General features: G+C 70.4%; 18 protein-coding genes. 5 read left to right on the forward strand and 13 right to left on the reverse strand.

The features are described 5' to 3' along the window. Positions 1-11: 11 nt before the first annotated feature. Positions 12-2,483, reverse strand: coding sequence for an ATP-dependent Clp protease ATP-binding subunit (locus OG194_RS04580; RefSeq protein ID WP_327399531.1), 2,472 nt, complete (start codon positions 2,481-2,483; stop codon positions 12-14). 147 nt (positions 2,484-2,630) lie between these two features. On the opposite strand from OG194_RS04580, the gene OG194_RS04585 reads away from it, so the two are divergent. Beyond that, complete coding sequence (locus OG194_RS04585; RefSeq protein ID WP_327399532.1) at positions 2,631-5,009, forward strand: excinuclease ABC subunit UvrA; 2,379 nt, start codon at positions 2,631-2,633, stop codon at positions 5,007-5,009. Positions 5,010-5,098: 89 nt separating this feature from the next. Here OG194_RS04585 and OG194_RS04590 read toward each other — a convergent pair whose 3' ends face one another. From OG194_RS04590 to OG194_RS04615, 6 genes are all read right to left on the reverse strand, one after another. Next, positions 5,099-6,232, reverse strand: coding sequence for an alanine--tRNA ligase-related protein (locus tag OG194_RS04590; protein WP_327399533.1), 1,134 nt, complete (start codon positions 6,230-6,232; stop codon positions 5,099-5,101). Between the two features lie 122 nt (positions 6,233-6,354). After that, positions 6,355-7,287 carry a lysophospholipid acyltransferase family protein gene (locus tag OG194_RS04595; protein WP_327399534.1) on the reverse strand — a complete coding sequence of 311 codons (933 nt, stop codon included), beginning with the start codon at positions 7,285-7,287 and terminating at the stop codon, positions 6,355-6,357. Then, the gene (locus OG194_RS04600) at positions 7,287-8,060 is read right to left on the reverse strand and encodes a GNAT family N-acetyltransferase (RefSeq protein WP_327399536.1); all 774 of its coding nucleotides are present in this window, start codon (positions 8,058-8,060) and stop codon (positions 7,287-7,289) included. Before OG194_RS04600 ends, OG194_RS04595 begins: the two co-directional genes overlap by 1 nt. Positions 8,061-8,274: 214 nt before the next feature. Continuing rightward, on the reverse strand, positions 8,275-9,024 hold the full coding sequence (locus tag OG194_RS04605) for a succinate dehydrogenase/fumarate reductase iron-sulfur subunit (protein WP_327399537.1): 750 nt from the start codon (positions 9,022-9,024) through the stop codon (positions 8,275-8,277). Further along, positions 9,021-10,973: a fumarate reductase/succinate dehydrogenase flavoprotein subunit gene (locus OG194_RS04610; protein WP_327399538.1), complete on the reverse strand. Its 1,953-nt coding sequence runs from the start codon at positions 10,971-10,973 to the stop codon at positions 9,021-9,023. The genes OG194_RS04605 and OG194_RS04610 overlap by 4 nt, the downstream gene beginning before the upstream one ends. Before the next feature lies 1 nt (position 10,974). Next, complete coding sequence (locus OG194_RS04615) at positions 10,975-11,646, reverse strand: succinate dehydrogenase (protein WP_327406977.1); 672 nt, start codon at positions 11,644-11,646, stop codon at positions 10,975-10,977. A 120-nt stretch (positions 11,647-11,766) separates the two neighbouring features. Here OG194_RS04615 and OG194_RS04620 point away from each other — a divergent pair, with 120 nt between their 5' ends. Further along, positions 11,767-12,648: a LysR family transcriptional regulator gene (locus OG194_RS04620; RefSeq protein ID WP_043672571.1), complete on the forward strand. Its 882-nt coding sequence runs from the start codon at positions 11,767-11,769 to the stop codon at positions 12,646-12,648. A 635-nt stretch (positions 12,649-13,283) separates the two neighbouring features. Here OG194_RS04620 and OG194_RS04625 read toward each other — a convergent pair. The 5 genes from OG194_RS04625 to OG194_RS04645 form a co-directional block, all read right to left on the reverse strand. Continuing rightward, positions 13,284-14,063, reverse strand: coding sequence for an SDR family NAD(P)-dependent oxidoreductase (locus tag OG194_RS04625; RefSeq protein ID WP_327399539.1), 780 nt, complete (start codon positions 14,061-14,063; stop codon positions 13,284-13,286). A gap of 95 nt (positions 14,064-14,158) precedes the next feature. Continuing rightward, entirely contained in the window at positions 14,159-14,491 is a 333-nt protein-coding gene (locus OG194_RS04630; protein ID WP_442811781.1) for a nuclear transport factor 2 family protein, read from the reverse strand. A gap of 113 nt (positions 14,492-14,604) precedes the next feature. Further along, positions 14,605-16,740 carry a putative bifunctional diguanylate cyclase/phosphodiesterase gene (locus tag OG194_RS04635; protein WP_327399541.1) on the reverse strand — a complete coding sequence of 712 codons (2,136 nt, stop codon included), beginning with the start codon at positions 16,738-16,740 and terminating at the stop codon, positions 14,605-14,607. After that, positions 16,737-17,549 (reverse strand): SAM-dependent methyltransferase, encoded by an 813-nt coding sequence (locus OG194_RS04640; protein ID WP_327399542.1) that lies wholly within the window; start codon positions 17,547-17,549, stop codon positions 16,737-16,739. Before OG194_RS04640 ends, OG194_RS04635 begins: the two co-directional genes overlap by 4 nt. Positions 17,550-17,888: 339 nt before the next feature. Then, positions 17,889-18,851 (reverse strand): SCO0930 family lipoprotein, encoded by a 963-nt coding sequence (locus OG194_RS04645; RefSeq protein ID WP_327399543.1) that lies wholly within the window; start codon positions 18,849-18,851, stop codon positions 17,889-17,891. Between the two features lie 271 nt (positions 18,852-19,122). On the opposite strand from OG194_RS04645, the gene OG194_RS04650 reads away from it, so the two are divergent. From OG194_RS04650 to OG194_RS04660, 3 genes are all read left to right on the forward strand, one after another. Beyond that, positions 19,123-19,734, forward strand: coding sequence for a hypothetical protein (locus OG194_RS04650; protein ID WP_327399544.1), 612 nt, complete (start codon positions 19,123-19,125; stop codon positions 19,732-19,734). Positions 19,735-19,750: 16 nt separating this feature from the next. Next, entirely contained in the window at positions 19,751-20,515 is a 765-nt protein-coding gene (locus tag OG194_RS04655) for a bestrophin-like domain (protein ID WP_327399545.1), read from the forward strand. A gap of 222 nt (positions 20,516-20,737) precedes the next feature. After that, complete coding sequence (locus tag OG194_RS04660; RefSeq protein WP_327399546.1) at positions 20,738-21,289, forward strand: hypothetical protein; 552 nt, start codon at positions 20,738-20,740, stop codon at positions 21,287-21,289. A gap of 94 nt (positions 21,290-21,383) precedes the next feature. Here the strand turns inward: OG194_RS04660 and OG194_RS04665 are convergent, their stop codons facing one another. Further along, positions 21,384-21,890: a hypothetical protein gene (locus OG194_RS04665; protein WP_327399547.1), complete on the reverse strand. Its 507-nt coding sequence runs from the start codon at positions 21,888-21,890 to the stop codon at positions 21,384-21,386. Between the last annotated feature and the right edge of the window lie 287 nt (positions 21,891-22,177).

A 22,177-nucleotide genomic window follows, 5' to 3' on the forward strand; every position in this document is an offset into this window, starting at 1 on the left:
ATGCGGTCCGGCTAGTGCGCGGCCGCCTGGCGTGCGCTGATCTCGATCGTTCCGTCGCTCGCGTCGACCCGGGCCTGGTCGCCCGCGTTCAGTTCGCCGGCGAGGAGCATGTCGGCGAGCCGGTCGTCGACCTCGCGCTGGATGGTGCGGCGCAACGGGCGGGCGCCGAAGTCGGGTTGATAGCCCAGGTTGGCCAGCAGGTCCGCCGCCGAGTCGCTGACCTCCAGGGTGACGTCCTGGGCGTGCAGCCTGCGCCGGGTGTGTTCCAGCAACAGGTCGACGATGTCGCGGAGCTGGGAGCGTTCCAGGCCCCGGAAGACGATGATCTCGTCGATGCGGTTGAGGAACTCGGGGCGGAAGTGCTGGTTCAGGACCGGCATCACCGTCTCGCGGACCTTGGCGTAGTCGTCGACGCCCGCCGCGAGGATGCGGTCGGCGCCGATGTTCGACGTCATGATGACGACGGTGTTCTTGAAGTCGACCGTGCGCCCCTGCGAGTCGGTGAGCCGCCCGTCGTCGAGGAGTTGCAGCAGCGTGTTGAAGACGTCGGGGTGCGCCTTCTCGACCTCGTCGAGCAGCAGCACGGCGTACGGCTGTCTGCGGACGGCCTCGGTGAGCTGGCCGGCCTCGTCGTGACCGACGTATCCGGGAGGCGCGCCGACCAGGCGGGAGACGGTGTGCCGTTCCTGGAACTCGCTCATGTCGAGGCGGATCATGCGGCTCTCGTCGCCGAAGAGGGCGGCGGCGAGCGCGCGGGCCAGTTCGGTCTTGCCGACGCCGGTGGGGCCGAGGAAGAGGAAGCTGCCGATGGGCCGGTTCGGGTCGCTCATGCCGGCCCGGGCTCGGCGTACGGCACGGGCGACGGCGGTGATGGCCTCGTCCTGGCCGACGACCCGCTCGTGGAGGTGCTCCTCCAGCTTCATCAGCCGGGCGCGCTCCTCCTCGGTGAGCTGGGCGACCGGAATGCCGGTGGTGCGCGAGACGACCTCGGCGATGTCCTCGGCGGTGACCTTGGGCGCCTGCTCCTCGGCGGAGCCGCCCGCCTTCAACTCGGCCTCGGTGACCTTGATCCGGTCGCGGATCTCCTTGGCCCGCTCGTACTCCTCGTCGGCGACGGCCTGGTCCTTCTCGCGGTTGAGGGCGGCGAGCCGGTCCTCGACCTCGCGGTTGTCGGAGAGCGGCGTCTTGGCGCGCAGCCGTACCCGGGCCGCGGCCTGGTCCATCAGGTCGATGGCCTTGTCGGGCAGGAAACGGGCGGTGATGTACCGGTCGGACAGCTCGGCCGCCGCGACGACAGCTTCATCGGTGATACGGACCTGGTGGTGGGCCTCGTAGCGGTCGCGCAGGCCGCGCAGGATCTCGATGGTGTCGTCGACGGTCGGTTCGCCGATCAGGATGGGCGCGAAGCGGCGCTCCAACGCCGAGTCCTTCTCGATGTACTTGCGGTACTCGTCGACGGTGGTGGCACCGATGAGGTGCAACTGCCCGCGGGCCAGGGCGGGTTTGAGCATGTTCCCCGCGTCCAGAGCACCGTCTCCCCCGCCACCCGCGCCGACGACGGTGTGCAACTCGTCGAGGAACAGCACCAGTTCGTCGCCGTGCTCGCTCACCTCGTCGAGGAGTTTCTTCAGCCGCTCCTCGAACTCGCCCCGGTACTTGGTGCCGGCGACCATCCCTGCCAGGTCCAGCGACACGAGCCGCTTGCCTTCGAGGGTCTTCGGCACGTCACCGGCGACGATCCGCTGGGCGATGCCCTCGACGACGGCGGTCTTGCCGACGCCGGGGTCGCCGATGAGGACGGGGTTGTTCTTGCTGCGCCGGGACAGTACCTCGATGGTCTGCTCGACCTCGTCGTCCCGCCCGATCACCGGGTCGAGCCGCCCGGCGCGGGCGTCCTCGGTGAGGTCACGCCCGTACTCGTCGACGGTGGGTGTGCTGCTGGGCCGCTTCCGCTCGGGCTCGGCACCGTTCGGCACCCGGTCGCTCTCCCAGCCGCTGCCCGCGAGGGCCTGTCCGGCGGCCGACTCGGGGTTGGCGGCCAGGGCCCGTAGCAGGTGCTCGGGGCCGATGTACGAGGAGTCCTCGGCGCGGGAGATCCGGTACGCGTCGAGGAGGGCGCGCTTGGCGGCCGGGGTGAGGGTGGTGGGTTCGGTCTTCGGGCCGCCGTCCGCTCCGGCGGTCAGCCGTTCCCTGATGCGGTCGGGGTCCGCGCCGGCCTCGGCGAGCAGCCGTCGGGTCGACTCCTGCTCGGTGGCGGCGGCCAGCAGATGCCGGGCGTCGAGTTCCTCGCTGCCCTCGACGGCGGCGATGTCCCGCGCCTGGGCGACCAACTCACGGGCCCGTTCGGAGAGCAGGCTGCCGATGTCGACGCGCTGGGTCCGGCGTGACGGTGACGCCGGTCCCGAACCGCCGAAATACCGGGACATCAGCTCGTCGAATTCCTCGAAGGGGGTGCGTCCGAAACCGAATCCGGGAGTGCTCATGACCACGGACCTTCCGTGCGGCGACTGTGCGCGGCGACTGTGCGGCTATTGGCATCCGTGTCTTCCAACGTGGCACAGCGCGGACGCCCCCGCACCCCCGCAGGTCACCGGGCGACACCCGGCGTGCTCGCATAGACTCGCCGGGTCATGCACAGCCCCGGCACGCCCCGCACCCCACACGTCCCCGACTCCTACGTCCGTGTCCGCGACGCCCGCGAGCACAACCTCCAGGGCGTCGACGTCGACATCCCGCGGGACGTGTTGACCGTGTTCACAGGCGTCTCCGGCTCCGGAAAGTCGTCCCTGGCGTTCGGCACGATCTACGCGGAGGCTCAGCGCCGCTACTTCGAATCGGTGGCGCCGTACGCCCGCAGACTGATCCACCAGGTAGGAGCCCCGAAGGTCGGCGCGATCACCGGCCTGCCCCCGGCGGTCTCCCTCCAGCAACGCCGCTCGACCCCCACCTCCCGTTCCTCGGTGGGCACGGTCACCAACCTCTCGAACTCGCTCCGGATGCTGTTCTCCCGGGCAGGCGACTACCCGCCCGGCGCGGAGCACCTCGACTCGGACGCCTTCTCCCCCAACACGGCGGCGGGCGCGTGCCCCGAGTGCCACGGTCTCGGCCGGGTCCACCGCACGACCGAGGAGTCCCTCGTCCCCGACCCCTCGCTGTCGATCCGCGAGGGCGCGATCGCCGCGTGGCCGGGCGCCTGGCAGGGCAAGAACCTGCGCGACATCCTCGACACCCTCGGCCACGACGTGAACGTACCGTGGCGAGAACTCCCCGCCGAACAGCGGGAGTGGATCCTGTTCACGGACGAACAACCGGTGGTCACGGTCCACCCGGTCCGGGACGCGAACCGCATCCAACGCCCTTACCAGGGCACGTACATGAGCGCCCACCGCTACGTCATGAAGACGTTCGCGGACACGAAGAGCCCCACCCTCCGCACCAAGGCGGAACGCTTCCTGACGAGCACCCCCTGCCCGGTCTGCGGAGGCAGCAGACTGCGTGCCGAGTCCCTGGCGGTGACCATCGCGGGCCGCACGATCGCCGACCTGGCCGCGCTACCGCTCGTGGAGTTGGCCGACAGCCTCAACGGCACGTCGGAGGCGGCACGCGTCCTCACCGAGGACCTCACCTCCCGCATCGCCCCCATCCTCGAACTCGGCCTCGGCTACCTCAGTCTGGACCGCGCGACCCCCACCCTCTCGGCCGGCGAACTCCAACGCCTGCGCCTGGCAACCCAGTTGAGGTCCGGCCTCTTCGGCGTCGTCTACGTCCTGGACGAACCCTCCGCCGGCCTGCACCCCGCGGACACGAAGGCCCTGCTCACGGTCCTGGACCGGCTGAAGGCAGCGGGCAACTCGGTGTTCGTGGTGGAGCACCACCTGGACGTCATGCGCGCCGCCGACTGGCTGGTGGACGTGGGCCCGCTGGCCGGTGAGCACGGCGGCCGGGTACTGCACAGCGGACCGGTGGCGGAGCTCGCGGCGGTGCAGGACTCGGCGACGGCGCGCTTCCTCTTCGACGACTCCCCCACGCCGGCCCGCGAAGTCCGTTCACCGCGAGGCGAGTTGAAGGTGGGCCCGGTGACGCGGCACAACCTGCGCGACGTGACAGCCGAATTCCCGCTGGGCGTGTTCACCGCGGTAACCGGCGTCTCGGGCTCGGGCAAGTCCACGCTGATCGGCGAGATCACCGAGGAACTCCCCGGCGTAGAACGCCTGGTGTCGGTCGACCAGAAACCGATCGGCCGCACCCCCCGCTCGAACCTGGCGACGTACACGGGTCTCTTCGACGTCGTCCGCAAGGTCTTCGCGGCCACGGACGAGGCGCGCCGACGGGGTTACGGCGTGGGCCGGTTCTCCTTCAACGTGGCTGGGGGTCCCCCCTCTGGGGGAGGCCGCTGCGAGACCTGCCAGGGCGAGGGCTTCGTGAGCGTAGAGCTGCTCTTCCTCCCCAGCACCTACACCCCGTGCCCCGACTGCGGCGGGGCGCGCTACAACCCCGAGACACTCCAAGTGACGTACCGGGGACGGAACATCGCGGAGGTCCTCGACCTGACGGTGGAGAGCGCGGCGGCCTTCTTCGCGGACACGGACACTCCGGCTGTGGCCCGCAGCCTGACCGCACTCCTGGACGTGGGCCTCGGTTACCTCCATCTGGGCCAGCCCGCCACCGAGTTGTCCGGCGGCGAGGCCCAACGCATCAAACTGGCCACGGAGTTGCAACGCGGCCGCCGCAACCACACCCTCTACCTCCTCGACGAACCGACCACCGGCCTCCACCCGGCCGACGTAGAGGTCCTCCTCCGCCAACTCCACGGCCTGGTCGACGCGGGCCACACCGTGGTGGTGGTCGAGCACGACATGGCCGTGGTGGCGGGCGCGGACTGGGTCATCGACTTGGGCCCGGGTGGAGGAGAGAAGGGCGGGAGGATCGTGGCGGCGGGCCCGCCGAGGAAGGTAGCAGGGGCGAGTGACAGCGCAACGGCTCCCTATCTGGCAAACGCGCTAGCGTAGACGCCCGTCTTCTAGGGGCGCGGGGCTGTATCAATTTGCGGCTCCGCCGCGTGGGCGCGACCAGCCCCCACACACCCGCACCCAACCAACTACCTCTGAAGACCGCCAACCCATTCCCGGGGCAACCCATGAGTGTCATGGAGGAAGTGGTAGTCCTCCTCACTCAACGGCCGCCCCCGAAACTCCGGCCGAGACAACACCCGCCGCCCCCGCTCAAGCAGTTGAGAGAACCGCCGCTCCTCATCCAGCAACACCTCCCGCACAGTGCCGGTACCGAGAAGCTCCCCCGGCAGATCGCACAACGTACGCGAGTCGTCGCCCCGCCACAGAACCGTGAGCAGCCGCCGAATCAACCGCCGCAGCACATATCCACGCCCGGTGTTGGAAGGCCGTACCCCCTCCTCCAGGACGACAACACTCGACCGGAGATGATCACAGACCACCCGCACCGAGCGCTCGTCCAGCTCCCACAACAGCGGAACCGTCCTCATCCACGGCTCGAACAGGTCCGTCTCGTAGACCGACCGCCGCCCCTGAAGAACAGACACAAGCCGCTCCAAACCCATCCCCGTATCAACGTTGACCTGCCGCAACGGAACGAGCCCACCGTCCTCACCACGCTCAAGCCGCATGTGGACGTGATTCCAGATCTCCACCCAACGCGAGTCCGTGGTCGGGCTCCCCTCCGGCGGGCCGTCGCCGGTCCAGTAGAAGATCTCGGAGTCGGGGCCACAGGGACCCACGGGCCCGTTGGACCACCAGTTCTCGTCTCGCGTCGACTCGACCGGCAGCCCCAACTCCCGCCAGGTGTCCAGCGATTCGAGATCGGGGCCCACCTGCTCATCACCGCCGAAGACAGTGACGTACAACTTCTCGCGCGGAATTCCGAAGCCGTCCCGCAGCAGTTCGTACCCCCAACGCAGGCTCTGCGGATGGTCGTAGTCGCCCAACGACCATGAGCCGAGCATCTCGAACACGGTCAGGTGGGTGAGGTCGCCGATCTCGTCGAGGTCTGTGGTGCGCAGACAGCGCTGGACGTTGACCAGGCGCCGCCCCTGTGGATGCGGGCGCCCCTGGAGGTACGGCGTGAGCGGGTGCATGCCGGACGTGGTGAAGAGGACCGGGTCCGAGGGCGGCGGCAGGAGCGAGCTGCCGGTGATCAACTCGTGCCCGCGTTCGCGGTAGAAGTCGAGGAACGTACGGACGATGTCGTCGGTGTTCATGGCGGTGAGTCCTTCGGGTCGGTCGGGGACCGGAAGGGATCGCGGGGCAGCGTGCGAGGGGGCTGGAAACGACACACCCGGCGGTCCGTTTCCGGCCGCCGGGAGAGGTCAGTGAGGTCAGATCACACGTCGGCGGCCGGCGAGCTGGTCGCTCGCGCGGTCGCGGTGCCGGTGTGCCTGATGATCCTCATGGACGCAACGCTAACAGGACGCCTCCGCGCCGTCCTGCGGATTTTCACCGGGGCCTGCGCCACCGACGTGCAGTGGTCCCGGTGCTGGGGCTGGGCGGTCACCCCGGTCTGCGCCGCGTGCGCGAGGGAGCGGCGGTCGGGGTGGCTGCCGGGGGCGATGGTCTCGCCCACCTCGACCTCGGCGACGAGCCCGCGCGTCGACACGACCCGCCACACCGAGGTGAGCAGGGAGTCGCTGCCGACGAAGGCGGGGGCGGTGCTGGCGGTGCCGTCGGTGAGGTAGTGCAGGCCGACGGGTTGGACGGGTACTCCGGCGTCCAGTGCGGCCTGGAAGACGGCCCGCCGGAAGTGGCCCTGGGCCCGGCCGCACCAGGTGCTGCCCTCGGGGAAGACGGCGACCGCTCCGCCCGCGCGCAGGGCACCCGCGATGGAGGCGACCGTCTCGGGGAGGGCGCGCAACCGGTCGCGGTCGATGAACAGGGCGCCGCTGCCCGCGGTGAGCGTGCCCGCGACGGGCCAGTGCCGGATCTCGGCCTTGGCCAGCATGCGGGCGGGGCGTACGGCGGCCAGCAGCGGGATGTCCAGCCACGAGATGTGGTTGGCGACGAGCAGCAGTCCGCCGGTGGGCGTGGTGGTGCCGGTGATGCGGAGCCGGATGCCGGCGGCCCGGACGATCGTCCGGCACCACCAGCGCACCGCGCGGGCGGGGATCCGCGCGCCGACGGGGGTGAGCGCGGCCCCGGCGGCCACCACGACCAGGACGGTCACGAAGCGCAGCACGGCACGCGGTACGGCCGTGACGGACCCCTTCGACTCGATGCACGACCTGGGGGTGCAGGGCGCGCTGGGCAGCCAGCCGCTCATCACGCCGGGACGAGCGAGAGGAAGTGCCGCAGATAGCGCGGGTTGACCCGGCGCATCGACAGCAACACGTACAGGTCGGCGACCCCGAAGTCCGGGTCGTGGGCGGGCTCGCCGCACACCCAGGCGCCGAGGCGGACGTATCCGCGCAGCAGCGGCGGGAGTTCGACGCGTCCGGCGGGGCGGGTCACGCCGTCGGCGCTCCAGGGCAGCAGGGGTCGTACCCGGAACTCCTCGGGGGCGAGGTGCTTGGCGCCGACCCGGTCCCAGGTGCCGGCGGCGAGGGTGCCGCCGTCGGCGAGCGGGATGGAGCAGCAGCCGGCGAGCCATTCGTGGCCGCGGTCGACCATGTAGCGGGCTATGCCGGCCCAGATGAGGCCGATGACGGCGCCGTCGCGGTGGTCGGGGTGGACGCAGGAGCGGCCGACCTCGACGAGGCCCGGGCGGATGCTGTCGAGGGGGGCGAGGTCGAACTCGCTCTCCGAGTAGAGCCGTCCGGCGACCGCGGCGCGCTCGGGCGGCAGCAGCCGGTAGGTGCCGACCACCTGCCCGGTGACCGTGTCGCGGACGAGGAGGTGGTCGCAGTAGGCGTCGAAGGCGTCGACGTCCAGGCCGGGCTGCGGGCTGGACAGGTGGGCGCCCATCTCCCCGGCGAAGACGTCGTGCCGCAGCCGCTGCGCGGCCCGCACCTCGTCCTCGTCGCGGGCGAGCGTGACGGTGTAGCGGGTCGGCGCGGCGGGCTGCGAGGGACGGTCGAGGGTGGAAACGCCGGTCATGGCTCTCTCCTGGTCACGGGCCGGGGGCGGCTCGGCGGCGAGCGGTGCCGCCATACCTGTTGTGCCGACGCCGGCTGTCCGTGATGTGACCCGCGAAGAGAGAGACGATGTGGGGTTGTTGAATGCCAGGGGTGCTTGGCGGAGCCGGGGTTGAGCACCACTCCGGCTCCGCCCGTCCGCACCCTGCCGGCGAACGTTCGGTGAGCTGGGACGTCTAGCGCTTGGCCACCTTGCGGGTCGCTCGCAGCCACTCCTTGTTCATCCCGGTGATGGAGAACAGCGGGATGCCCTTCGGGCAGGCGGTGGCGCACTCACCGGCGAGGGTGCAGCCGCCGAAGCCCTCGTCGTCCATCTGGGCGACCATGTCGAGGACGCGGGTCTCGCGCTCGGGGGCGCCCTGCGGGAGGACGTTGAGGTGGTTGACCTTGGCCGAAGTGAACAGCATCGCCGCGCCGTTGGGGCACGCGGCGACGCACGCTCCGCAGCCGATGCACTCGGCGTGCTCGAAGGCGAAGTCGGCGTCCGGTTTGGGGACGGCGGTGGCGTGGGCCTCGGGGGCGGCGCCGGTGGGGGCGGTGATGTAGCCGCCGGCCTGGATGATCCGGTCGAAGGCAGAGCGGTCGACCACGAGGTCCTTGACGACCGGGAAGGCCGAGGCACGCCACGGCTCGATGTCGATCGTGTCGCCGTCCTCGAAGGACCGCATGTGGAGTTGGCAGGTGGTGGTGCGCTCGGGGCCGTGCGCGTCGCCGTTGATGACGAGGGAACACGCGCCGCAGATGCCCTCGCGGCAGTCGTGGTCGAAGGCGACCGGGTCCTCGCCCTTGAGGATGAGTTCCTCGTTGAGGGTGTCGAGCATCTCCAGGAACGACATGTCCGTGGAGATTCCGTCCACTTGGTAGGTGGACATGGCGCCTTCGGCGTCGGCGTTCCGCTGCCGCCAGACGCGCAGGGTGAGCTTCATGCGTAGCTCCGCTGGGTGGGGTGGACGTACTCGAAGACCAGGTCTTCCTTGTGCAGTACGGGAGATGAACCGGTGCCGGTGAACTCCCAGGCGGCGGCGTAGCCGAACTCCTCGTCCCTGCGCTCCGCTTCACCGTCCGGGGTCTGCGACTCCTCACGGAAGTGGCCGCCGCAGGACTCGGCGCGGTTCAGCGCGTCGAGGCACATCAGCTCGGCGAGTTCGAGGTAGTCGACGATCCGGTTCGCCTTCTCCAGCGACTGGTTGAACTCCTCGCCGGTGCCCGGGACTTTGATCCGCCGCCAGAACTCCTCGCGGATCTGCGGGATGCGTTCCAGTGCCTTGCGCAGTCCGCTGTCGGTGCGGGCCATGCCGCAGAACTCCCACATGAGTTCGCCGAGTTCGCGGTGGAAGGAGTCGGGGGTGCGGTCGCCGTCCACCGCGAGGAGGAGGTTGAGGCGGTCCTCGGTCTCCGCCAACACCTCCTGCACGGCGGGGTGTTGGACGTCGATCCCCTCGTGTCCGGGGTGTCGGGCGAGGTAGTCGTTGATCGTCGCCGGGAGGACGAAGTAGCCGTCGGCGAGGCCCTGCATCAGCGCGGAGGCGCCGAGGCGGTTGGCTCCGTGGTCGGAGAAGTTTGCCTCGCCGATCGCGAACAGGCCCGGGATCGTAGTCTGGAGGTCGTAGTCGACCCAGAGGCCGCCCATCGTGTAGTGCACGGCGGGATAGATCCGCATCGGGACGGTGTACGGGTCCTCGGCGGTGATCCGGGCGTACATGTCGAAGAGGTTGCCGTACTTCTCCTCGACTGCCTTCCGCCCCAACCGCCCGATGGCGTCGGCGAAGTCGAGGTAGACGCCCTGCCCGCCGGGGCCGACTCCCCTGCCCTCGTCGCACACGTTCTTCGCGGCGCGGGAGGCGATGTCGCGTGGTACGAGGTTGCCGAAGGCCGGGTAGATGCGCTCCAGGTAGTAGTCGCGCTCGTCCTCGGGGATCTCGTTCGGCGGGCGCTGGTCACCCTGCGCCTTCGGCACCCAGATCCGGCCGTCGTTGCGCAACGACTCGCTCATCAGGGTGAGTTTGGACTGGTGGTCGCCGGTGCGCGGGATGCAGGTGGGGTGGATCTGGGTGAAGCACGGGTTGGCGAACAGCGCGCCGCGCCGGTGCGCCCGCCAGACGGCGGTGGCGTTGGAGTTCATGGCGTTCGTCGACAGGTAGAAGACGTTGCCGTAGCCGCCGCTGGCGAGGACGACGGCGTCCGCGAAGTACGTGTCGATACGGCCCGTGATGAGGTCGCGGGCCACGATCCCGCGCGCCTTTCCGTCCACGACGATCAGGTCGAGCATCTCGGTACGCGGGTGCATCTCGATGTTGCCGGCGGCGATCTGCCGGGAGAGGGCTTGGTAGGCGCCGAGGAGGAGTTGCTGCCCTGTCTGACCTCGGGCGTAGAAGGTCCGCGACACCTGCACGCCGCCGAAGGAGCGGGTGTCGAGGAGGCCGCCGTACTCGCGCGCGAAGGGCACGCCCTGCGCCACGCACTGGTCGATGATCTCCACCGAGATCTGCGCCAGGCGGTGGACGTTGGACTCGCGGGCCCTGAAGTCGCCGCCCTTGACGGTGTCGTAGAAGAGGCGGTGGACGGAGTCGCCGTCGTTGCGGTAGTTCTTCGCCGCGTTGATGCCGCCCTGGGCGGCGATCGAGTGGGCGCGGCGCGGGGAGTCCTGGAAGCAGAACTGGACTACGTGGTAGCCCTGTTCGGCGAGGGTGGCGCCTGCCGAGCCGCCCGCGAGGCCGGTGCCGACGACGATCACCGTGTGTTTGCGGCGGTTGGCGGGGTTGACGAGTTTGGCCTCGAAACGGCGGGTGTCCCAGCGCTCGTTGATGGGGCCGGTGGGCGACTTGGTGTCGGTGACGGGTTCCCCGGTCGTGAAGTCGGCGTATTCAAGGGCCATTTCAGCTCACCACTCCGGTCATGACGCCCACGGGCACGGCGATGAAGCCGGCCGTGAGCAGCAGCGCGAGGACATTGGCGACGGTCTTCAGGGCACGGTCGCGGCTGCGGCTGCCCGCGCCGAGGGTCTGCGCGGCGCTCCAGAAGCCGTGCCGGACGTGCAGGCCTAGGGCGAGCATCGCGACGATGTAGATCGTGTCGCCGTACCAGGTGGAGAAGGTGTCCACGACGTTCTGGTACGGGTGGCCCTCCTGGAAGCCGCCGGAGTGCACGGTGCCGGTCGTCAGGTCGAGGATGTGCCAGACGATGAACAGGGCGAGGATGATGCCGCCCCAGCGCATGGTGCGGGTGGCGTAGGTCGACCGGCGTTTCTTGTGCACGTACTTGCTGGGGCGCGCCTTGATGTCACGGCGGCTGAGCTGGTACGCGGAGACGGCGTGGGCGATCACGGCGACGACGAGGACGATCCGGATCAGCCAGAGCGTCCACTCGTAGTGCATGAAGGGTTCGCCGACGGTGCGCAGCCAGTGGGCGTAGTGGTTGAACTCGCCCGCCCCGAAGAAGATCTTCAGGTTCCCGATCATGTGGACGACCAGATACAGCAGCATGATCAGGCCGCTGACGGCCATCACCGTCTTCTTGCCGACGGAGCTGTCCCACACCGTGCGCGCCATCGACGGCCGTCGGTCCGTCCGCGTTGCCAGAGCCATGTCTACGGACGTTAGGCGCCCGATACCCGATCGGTCCAAGACATGGTCTGCCTGGTTTCCATAGGCTGGGGCTATCGTTGGTGTATGCAGTTCCAGCAGCTCCAGTACTTCGTGGCGGTCGCCGAGACCCGGCACTTCACCCGGGCCGCCGATCTGGTCCATGTCGCACAGCCCTCGCTGTCCCAGCAGATCAAGGCGCTGGAGCGGGAGCTGGGCGCCGATCTGTTCCTGCGGGCGCGGGGCAACATCACGCTCACGGACGCGGGCGAGGCGCTGCTGCCGCTGGCCCGGCGCATCCTGGCGGACGCGGACACGGCCCGGCACGAGGTCCTCGAACTGGTCCAACTCCGCAGCGGCCGGATCAGGTTGGGCGCGACCCCGAGCCTGTGCACGGGCCTGCTCCCGGACGTACTCCGCGCCTTCCACGACCGCTATCCCGGCATCCGGCTGCTGATCGAGGAGGGGGGTTCCCACGACCTCGTACGCGAACTCGCCCGCGGTGCCCTCGACTTGGCGTTGGTGGTCCTGCCGTTGCCCACCCCCTCACCGGCGTTGACGACGGTGGAGCTGCTGCGCGAGGACCTGGTGGTCGTGTCCTCACCGGAGGCGCCGGCGCCGGGCCGCGGCCGGACGGTACGGATCTCCGACCTGGAGGGCGAGCGCCTGGTGATGTTCCGGCACGGCTACGACCTCCGCGAACTGACCGTCGCCGCGTGCCGCGCCGAGGGCTTCGAGCCCGACTTCGCGGTGGAGGGCGGCGAGATGGACGCGGTCCTCGGCTTCGTGCGAGCGGGGCTCGGCGTGGCCGTAGTCCCGCGCATGGTCGCGACGAAGTCCGGGCGGGGGCTGCGGGTGACCCCGCTGGCGCGGCCTGGGCTGCACCGGACGATCGCGCTCGCGCACCGAAGTGATGTGGCTCCGCCGCGGGCGGCTAGGGAGTTGCAGCGGATGTTGTTGGAGCGGTGAGGTTGGCTGCGCGGGCTCGGCGGGGGGGCTGGTGCGGATGCCGGTTGCGGCGGACTCGGGAGGCGGCGGGCGCGAGTGTCGGTTGCGGCGGCTGGCGTGGAAGCGATGAACTCCGCGAACTGGGCGGGGCCTGGGTCGCACGCTGCGGGAGCTGTGAGCCGCAGCGCCTCGCCCGGACCCTGTCGCTGACGCCCAGCGCAGCAGGTGCGGCGGAAGCAGCCAGCCCCGCCGGGCCGCCCGCGCGCCGCCGCGGACGCCGGATGCGGCGGCTGCTGTGGAAGCGGTGAACCCCGCGAACCCGACGGGACTCTGATTCGGATGCCGTGGGAGCCGTGAGCCACAGCACCTCACCCGGGCGCCACCCCCGGCGCCCACCGCAGCAAGCACGGCGGGAACAGCCAACCTCGCGAGCCCACCCGGACGATGTCGATGACGCCCGGCACAGCAAGTGCCACGGGAGCGGCCGGCCTCGCCAACGCACCCGGGCGCCAGGTGTGGCCGGTGCTGCGGGAGCGGTGGGCCACCTGGTTCCACGCGGTCGCCGCTGCCGCTGCCGATTGCCGCAGTCGCCGTAGGCGCAGGGGCAACCGGGCATCTCCGTACGGGAGTTCATCGTCCGTCGGCGCCCGGGTGGCTCACCAGGTCGGGATCAGACCGCCGTCGATCACCAGGTCGCTGCCGGTGAGATTGGCCGCGCGGTCGCCGGCGAGGAAGAGGACGACGTCGGCGATCTCGGCGGGCTTGGAGAAGCGGCCGGTGACGGTGGCGCCGGCCGCCTTGGCCGCGACCTCGGCCGAGGTGAGGCCGGTGGCGGCCGACACGGTTGCCGCGACTCCGCCGCCGCCGAGCCACAGCTCCGTCTCGACCGGGCCGGGGCTGACGGTGTTGACGCGGATGCCCTCCGGGCCGACCTCCTTGGACAGGGCCTTGGAGAAGGCGACCAGGGCGGCCTTGCCCGCGCTGTAGTCGATGACCAGCGGGTCGGGCAGCGTCGCGTTGACCGAGCCGATCGTGATCACGGAGCCCCGGCCGGCGGCCAGCATCAGCGGCAGGGCGGCGCGGGTGACGCGTACCGCCGTGAGGAGGTTCAGGTCGAGGGTGCGCTGCCAGTCCTCGTCGGTCACGGACAGGAAGCCGCCGGTGCGGGGCGGTGCCGTACCCACGTTGTTCACCAGGACGTCGACGCGCCCGCCCGCCGCCTCGATCAGCCGCTCGGCCGCGCCGCGCTCCGCGAGGTCGACCGGCACCCAGGTGACGGAGCCCTCCTTGACCAGCGCGTCCAGCCCCTCGGTGGTCGTACGGGACCCGGCTACGACGCTCGCACCCGCACCGGCCAGCGCCTCCACGACCGCCAGTCCGATGCCCTTGCTGGCGCCTGTCACTACGGCGGTTCGGCCCTGTAGTTCGGTACTCATCGAGCCCAACTCCTTCGGCGAGATGCGACGAGAGACGGGTGGCTGTTCGTCCGCCACGTAGGCATCCTCTCCCGCCGACGCCCCTGGCACAGGTGCTAGTCGATGTCCGGCGGCACCGGAGTCCCCTGGTGGTAGAACATCCGCCAGCCCGTCGCCTCGTCGCGCTTGCGCCACAGGGAGGTGCGGCGGGCGCGGCGGCCGTCGAAGTCGGTCTCGTAGCGGAGCTGCACCAGGCCCGGGGCCAGGACGATGCCAGTGATGGCCGACGGGACGTAGCGGGGGCCGTCCGCCGCGCTGCCCGCGTGCTCGGGCAGCCACGCGAGCATGTGCTCGTACGTGTAGTGCCGGCCCGAGTCGCCGACCTCGACGTACTCCGGGTCCAGCAAGCGGACGGCCTCGTCGCGGGAGGCGCGGACGGCCGGGTCCATGAGGGCCAGTTCGCCCTCGATCGCCTTGTTCACGTCGTCTGACGCATGTGCTTCTTCACTCACTCGCACATGATCACCCTCGAACCCGGCCCTCCCGCAACCGACTTACGCCCTCACCCCGTCGCGTCCACCAGCGCCAGCTCGTGCAGCCGCTCCGGCGGGCCAGGGCGGGCGTAGAACCAGCCCTGGGCCGTGTCGCAGCCGAGTATGCGGAGCTGTTCGGCCTGGGCGCCGGTCTCGACGCCCTCGACCGTCACCGTGAGGTTCAGGCTGTGGGCGAGGGAGACGATGCCCTCGACGATCTTGAGGTCGACGGGGTCGGCCGGGAACTGCTGCATGCTCTGAGTGAAGGAGCGGTCCAGCTTGAGGATGCTGACCGGCAGGCGGCGGAGGTTGGCGAGGTTCGAGTAGCCGGTGCCGAAGTCGTCCAGGGCGATGTCGACGCCCATCTCGGCGAGTTGCCGCAGCGGCTTCAGGAGGTCGTCGTCGGCTCCGATCAGCGCCGACTCGGTGACCTCCAGGCAGAGCGCGTCGGGGGCGACGCCGGTGCGCTCCAGGATGTCGACGGTGTCCTGGACCAGGCCGGGGTGGGTGAGCTGGCAGGGCGAGAGGTTGACGTTGATGCGCAGGGGGACGCCGTCGCCGTAGGTCTCACGCCACGTGCGGGCCTGGCGTACGGACTGTTCCAGGACCCAGCGGCCCAACGGGACGATCAGGCCGGTGTGTTCGGCGAGCGGGATGAAGCGGTCGGGGCCCAGGACGCCGTGCTGCGGGTGCAGCCAGCGGACGAGGGCCTCGGCGCCGCGCACGCTGCCGTCGCCGAGGTGGACCAGCGGCTGGTACTCGATGAAGAACTCTTTGCGGTCCAGGGCGGCCGGAAGTGCTGTTGTCAGGCCGTGGCGTGTGATCGCTCGGGCGTCGGCCTCCGGGTCGGCCAGCTCGAAGCGGTTGCCGCCCGCGGACTTGGCGCGGTACATCGTGATGTCGGCGCTGCGCAGCACCTCCGCGGGGCCGCGCTCGCCGGCCGGGCCCTCGACGATGCCGATGGAGCCGCGCACGGTGAGGTCACGGCCGTCGATGCTGACGGGGGTGATCAGGGCGTTCATGATGCGGCCCGCGAGTTCGTCGACCTCGCGCTCGGTGTCGGGGCCGGTGGTCAGCGCGACGAACTCGTCGCCGCCGAGCCGGGCGACCATCTCGCCGGGCGCGGTCGCGCAGGACTGCAACCGGTCGGCGACCTCGACGAGCAGCCGGTCACCGGCCGCGTGGCCGAGGCTGTCGTTGATGGTCTTGAAGCCGTCGAGGTCGAGGTAACACAGGCCGAACCGCTGGTTGTTGCCCGCGCCGAGGGCCTTCTCCAGGCGTTCGAAGAACAGGGTGCGGTTCGGCAGGCCGGTGAGGGCGTCGTGGGTCGCCTCGTAGCGGAGCCGCAGGTTGAGCAGCCGCCGCTCGGTGGTGTCCTCCATGAGGGCGAGCTGGTACTGCGGGTCGCCGTCGGCGTCGCGGAGCAGGGAGACCGTGAGGTTGGTCCACAGGACCGTTCCGTCAGGCCGGTAGAACGCCTTCTCGACGTGGTAGTGCTCGCGCTCGCCGCGGACGAGTTCGTCGTAGAGGGTCCAGGTCTGGGGCGCGTCGTCCGGGTGGGTCCACTCGCGGACGTTGCGGCCGCCCATGGTCTGGTCGGAGATCCCGAACATGCGCAGCAGCGCGCCGTTGACCTGGAGGATGTTGCCGTCGAGGTCGGCCATGCCGATACCTATGGCCGCGCCCTCGAAGACCGCGCGGAAGCGGGCCTCGGTCGCGTGCAGGGCCTGGGCGACGACGCCCTGGGCCTGGAGGGCGGCCACCGAGATGGCCTCCTGCTCGGCCAGGGTGCGCTCGCGCAGTGCCTGGGCGAAGCCGGCGGCCATGGCGTGCTGGAGCCGGGCCGAGCGGATCCGCAGGTCCTCCTGGGAGCCGTCGCCGCCGCAGTAGAGCACCAGGTAGGCGTCGACGCACTCCAGGCTGCGGGTGAGGGCGTCGGGGTCGGTGCAGTGCGCGGAGACGAGGGCGGCGCCGACCGCCTTGCCCTCCTCGACCTCGAAGGTCCTGGCGCGCAGCGCCTCGCTCAACCGCCGTGCCAGCGGCAGGAGCAGTTCCTCGAACTCGGGCCGGGTCAGCGACGTGGAGGTCGCCGGGAACACCGCCCGGCTCCAGATGGTCGCGAACCTGCGCAGTCTGCCCTCCGGCCCGTCCGGCTCCGCGATCACGCCGCGCGTCCTACGCCGGCGAATCCGGAGAAGGAGTACGGATCCTCGTCCTCCAGCACCGTGTCCGGCCGCCACTCCGGCATCGGCACCAGTCCCGGTTCCACCATGTCGTACCCCTCGAAGAACCGCGCGATCTCCTCGCGCGAGCGCATGATCAGCGGATTGCGAATGTCCTTGTACACGTCCACCGCGCCCTCCGCCCGCTCCGGTGGCAACGGGATTCCCTCGTACGAGGCATGGGTGAGGATCAGCAGGCTGCCGGGCGCGAGTGCCTCGCGCAGCTGTGCCACCGCTCCGTACGGGTCGTCCGTGTCTTCCACGAAGTGCAGTATGGCAACGAGAAGCAGCGCCACTGGCCGATTCACGTCGATCAGCCGCTGCACCTCGGCGCTCGCCAGGATCTCCTGGGGCTTGCGGAGGTCGGCCGCGACGACGTCCGCGGTCGCGTTGTCCGCCAGGACGGCCTGGCTGTGCGCGACCGCCACCGGATCGTGGTCGACGTACATGACATGGGCGCCGGGGCTGGCCGCCTGGGCCACCTCGTGGACGTTTCCGAAGGTGGGAATTCCGGAGCCGATGTCGAGGAACTGGGTGATGCCCTCGGCGGCCGCGAATCGTACGGCGCGACGCATGAACGCCCGGTTCGCCTGCATGATCTTGGGAAGTCCCGGGAGGAACTCCATGGCCTTGCGGGCCGCTTCCCGGTCGACCTCGAAGTTGTGCGAACCGCCCAGGTAGTAGTCGTAGATACGCGAAACGCTCGGCACCGAGATGTCGATGCTTCGTGGTGCCCAGGCGGGACGCTCCATGTATCTCTCCAAGGCGTAGGCGATCCGGTGTTCGAGCTGAGGCTACTGATCGCCCGCCAAAGGAGCGAGCGGAAACGGAAATTGACCATCCGTTCCCGGTCACTGCCTGCGTCACATGCCGAATTGACGTGCGGGGACATGCGGAGAGGCGCGGCGAATGCCGGAATTGGGGTTGGGAATACGCCAAAGCGGCCCGCCCCCTCCGTGCGGTGCGGAGGGGGCGGACCTGGGGTCGCGCGCGCTGTGTTGTTCGGCATTTCTGTCGCTTGCCCGCGACCCTCCCTTCCGCGTTTCGGGTGCCGAGTGGGCGGGGGGCGATCAACCCTGGGGAGGTTCTCGCTACGCCGCGGGCGCGCCGACCGGCTTCCCTTCAGGGGAGACGGCGTACCAAGTGCCGCCCACGCCCTGACCGTTGGTCTGTCCGGCGGCCGTGTCACCGGAGAAGGTGTAGATCGGCCAGCAGTCGACGGTCATCTGCTTGACGCCGTCGGACCGGGTGAAGCCCATGAGGCCCTTCTTCTCGACGCCCTTGGTGTCGTTCGCCGAGACGATGCCGACGGCCGGCCACTTCTCCGCGCAGGCGCCGAGGCAGTTCGAGACCGACTTCGGCCATGCCTTGTCCTTGAGGAAGCGGTAGACCGTGTGGCCGTTCTTGTCGACGACGATGTCGCCGAGCTTGGCGTCCTTCTTCACGGACAGACCGGGCAGGCTGGCAAGGGTCGCCTTCTTGCCGTCGGGGGCGAGCGCGTACCACTTGCCGCCCACGCCCTGGCCGTTGACGTCACCGGCGTTGACGTCCTTGGCGTAGCGGTAGGCCGGCCAGCCGCCGACGGTCAGCTGCTTGGTGCCGTCGGTGCGGGTCACCTCGCCGAGGAGGGCCTTGTCGATACCTGCGCCGGCCGTGGCGTCGTCCGCGGGAACCGGCGGCCAGGCGGTGGCGCAGTCGCCGTCGCAGTTCGACTTGGGGGGATTGGCCGTGTCGGCGTCGAAACGGTAGAGGGTGAGACCCGCACCGTCGCTCAACACCTTGCCGAGGTCGGGGTTGTTGGCAACGGTCAGCTGGCCCGCGGGCTCGGCGGCCGCGGCCTGCTGGCCGTCGGCTCCGTAGCCGTTGCCGGCGCCGGTGCTGGGGCTCGACGTGGCCGCACCGACGCTTCCGTAACCTCCGGCCGCCGCCGTGGCACCGACGTTCTGTGCCGCAGAGGAAGGCGTGGTCACATTGTCCGAACCGCACGCCGCCGTCAACGCCATGACGGACACGGCCGTCGCCGCGAGTGAGGCGCTCCGCCAGGAGGTCTTCATCGTCAACTCCCCATAATCACCTGGATGTTGCAGCGCCCGTCTGTGCCGCCGCACGGTCCTAGGTACGGGTGGGGACCACGGAAGTGTTCAACCGCCGCACAAATTTCTTTCCGACCCCTGTGGCACGGCGGCTCCTTCTCGTACGCCCGTGCGCATCCGGCCATGTCCGGCGGCCGGTTCGTCAAACGGCCGTACCCCGTCTTCCACTCCTTCGGGGCATTCCTCTCGCGCCCCGGCGCGCCCCCGCCCGCGAGGGCTCATGATCTCCGTCGTGCATGGACCCGAACCGACCCGAACCGCCCTCGCCGCAAGGGTGTTGACCCTGGTGACGCTGACATGGCTGCTGGCGGGCGCACCGGCGGGCCTGGCAGCGGCCGACGCCTGTGCGTACGCCTCGACGGGGCCGGACGGCACGGAGGCGGTGGCGGTGGCCGGCAGCGGTGACGACTGGCCGACTCCCCCGGCCTGCCCGAAGCCGACCCCGCCGCCGCCCTGCCCGTCCCCGACGCCCACCCCGCCACCGCCGAAGCCCACACCGCCTCCCCCGCCGAAGCCCACTCCGACCCCGACCCCCAGGCCGACGCCGAAGCCGCGGCCCACGCCGAAGCCCACCCCGCCACCGCCCGCCCCGGCGCCGCGCCCGGCCCCGGCGGCTCCGCTGCCCCGGGTGATCCCGACACCGACGCCCACACCAACGCCTACTCCGCCCCCGACACCATCGCCCAAGCCCACCCCGCATCCCTCGGCGGCCCCGGTGAGTTATCCGAAGTACCACGCCCAGCCGCGTCCGCGGCCGGCCCCCAACCGGACGCCGCCGGTCGTCTACGTCCTGCTCATCACCCTGCCCGCGGTGGTCGCCATCGTCGCGCTGCGTCCACGCTGATCCCCGGAGGAACCTCTTGTCGGAATGGCTTGTTCTCGTCCTCGCGATGGCGGCGGCCTGTGTCGTCGTCATCATCATCACGTTCCTCCGCGAACGCTCGGCGTCCGAGGACGAGGACCCCAGTGACACCCCGGACGTCATCGAGTACATGACGATGTGGATCGGCGTGGTGTACGCCATCGTCCTGGGCCTGGCGATCGCCGGAGTCTGGGAGGCCCGCAGCGCCGCCCAGGACCACGTCCAGGCGGAGGCGCAGGCGCTGCACGAGATCTCGGAGCGGGTGCGGGTCTACCCGGCCGACGAACGTGACCGCGTCCGGGCCGACGTCGAGGCCTACGTCTCACAGGTCGTCAACGTCGAGTGGAAGACGATGGCCGACCACGAGAAACTCACCCAGCGCGGCACCGACCTCCTGGAGCGCATCCGCGCGGACATCTCCGACTACCAGCCGAAGACGGACTTCCAGGCGCAGGCCTACCAGCCGCTCGTCGACCAGGTGACCGCCGTGGACTCGGCACGCAACGCCCGTTCGGACTCCACGGGGGCGACCATGCCGTCGGTGGTGTGGTTCGGGCTGCTCGCCGGGGCCGTGATCACCATCGGCATGGTGTTCGCGCTACAGATCCGGCGTACGACACGGGAGCTGATCCTCGCCGGGCTGTTCTCGGCGCTGATCGCCTTCCTGCTGTTCCTGATCTGGGACTTCGACGCGCCGTACAGCCGCGGGATCACGGCCTCGGCGCAGCCGTTCCTGAACCTCTTCCCGCACATCAAGGACTGACGGCCCCTCACCGGAGCCGGTCACCGGGGGACGTCCGCCACGCCGCGGGCGTCCCCCGGTCGCACGAACGGGGTCCCCTGTGCGGCCCACACGATTGCCCCATTCGCGCGACTGCGATCGCGGGAGCGCACACATGTTCCTAGCGTTTCGGTCATCGAGGTGCATTTACGGCGCAAGCGGAAAAGGTCCGCTGCTGCTCCTCGGGGACCCGGAGGAACCACCATGCGCGCGATACGCGTCGCTTCGGCCGCCGCACTGCTGGGCATCAGCGCCCTCGCCCTGTCCGCGCCGGTCGCCGTCGCGAAGGGCGACGGCAACCACAACATCACGCCGTTCGGCTTCAGCGTCCAGCCCTCGACGATCGCGGCGGGCGGCCAGGTGACCCTGCAGCTCGACCGGGACCAGGGCGGCTGCAAGGGCTCCGCCACGGTCTCCTCCGGGGTCTTCGACACCGTCAGGATCTCGCCGGGGCAGTCCTCGGCGACGGCGATGGTCGACTGGGACGCCAGGGCGGGCGCGGTGTACCAGGTGACGTTCACGTGTGACGGCGTGAGCGGCTCCACGGGTCTGACCATCGCGTCCGGCCGCACGAACAACAACATCCAGCCGCTCCAGCCGGCCCAGCAGATTCCCCGAGGGGTCCACGCCGGCGAGGGCGGCAGCATCGCCGGGTTCGACCTCAAGGAGCTCGGCATCGGCGCGGCCCTCATCGCGGGCTCGGTGGGCGCGGCATACCACTTCTCGCGCCGCCGCACCGGAGAGGACGGCGTCTGACCGCGGCACCACCCGCACAGGCCTTCGCCCCGGAACCCGCAAGGGTCCGGGGCGAAGGCCTGTCACGTGCGCCTGAACTCCGAAGGGGAGGAGGTCAGAACCCGCGCTCGGTGCGGCGGCGCATCCAGAACACCCCGCCGCCCACGACGGCCGCGGCGACCAGGCCGCCGCCGATCGCCATGTCGGTCGGGGTCGCCCCGGCGCTGCTGCTGCCGCCGAGCCCGCCGCGGACCCCGCCGATGACGGTGTAGGCGTCGTCACGGGTCAGCGAGGAGCCGTTGGAGCAGCGGACCGTGATGCTGTACGCGCCCGGGGTGGCCGACCGGCTGATCCTGGCCGTTCCGCTGGACGTCGTACCGGAGCCGTTCAGGAGGGACAGGTTGGCGGGGCGTTCGAACCCCGGTGAGGTGGCGATGGCGTTGCCGCCGCTGAAGCAGCCGTCGACCGTGACGGTGAGCTGTCCACCGCGGGCGATCACGCTGGGCAGGGCGAGAATGTTGCTGGGGCTGGCGCCCATGCCGTCCGCGACGGCCACCGGGGCGGCGAGCCCCAGGACGGCCACCGCGGCACCGGCGGCAGCCAGGGCACGAGTAGTACGCATGTCATCCTCCGCGGAAGGCGCCCCGGGACCCGTCCCCGGTCGATCGGCGAGAAAACGCCTCCCAGACGCACCCTCAGATGCCTTGCGCGCGCCCGCATTTCGAGAATGGTCCGTCCTGGTGAGAGGACACGCCGGGGGAAAAGCGCACAATCGGATATTGCCGCAGGTCACGGACCGTCAGAAAATTCCTGCGGGCGTCAACTCGTATGGCGCACATAAGGATGTCCGGGCCACCCGTTCGCGCTTTCCCCGTCGCCGGTTCCGCCTTCCGGACTTAGCGTTCTCGT

Source organism: Streptomyces sp. NBC_01288 (assembly GCF_035982055.1).
GTDB lineage: Bacteria > Actinomycetota > Actinomycetes > Streptomycetales > Streptomycetaceae > Streptomyces.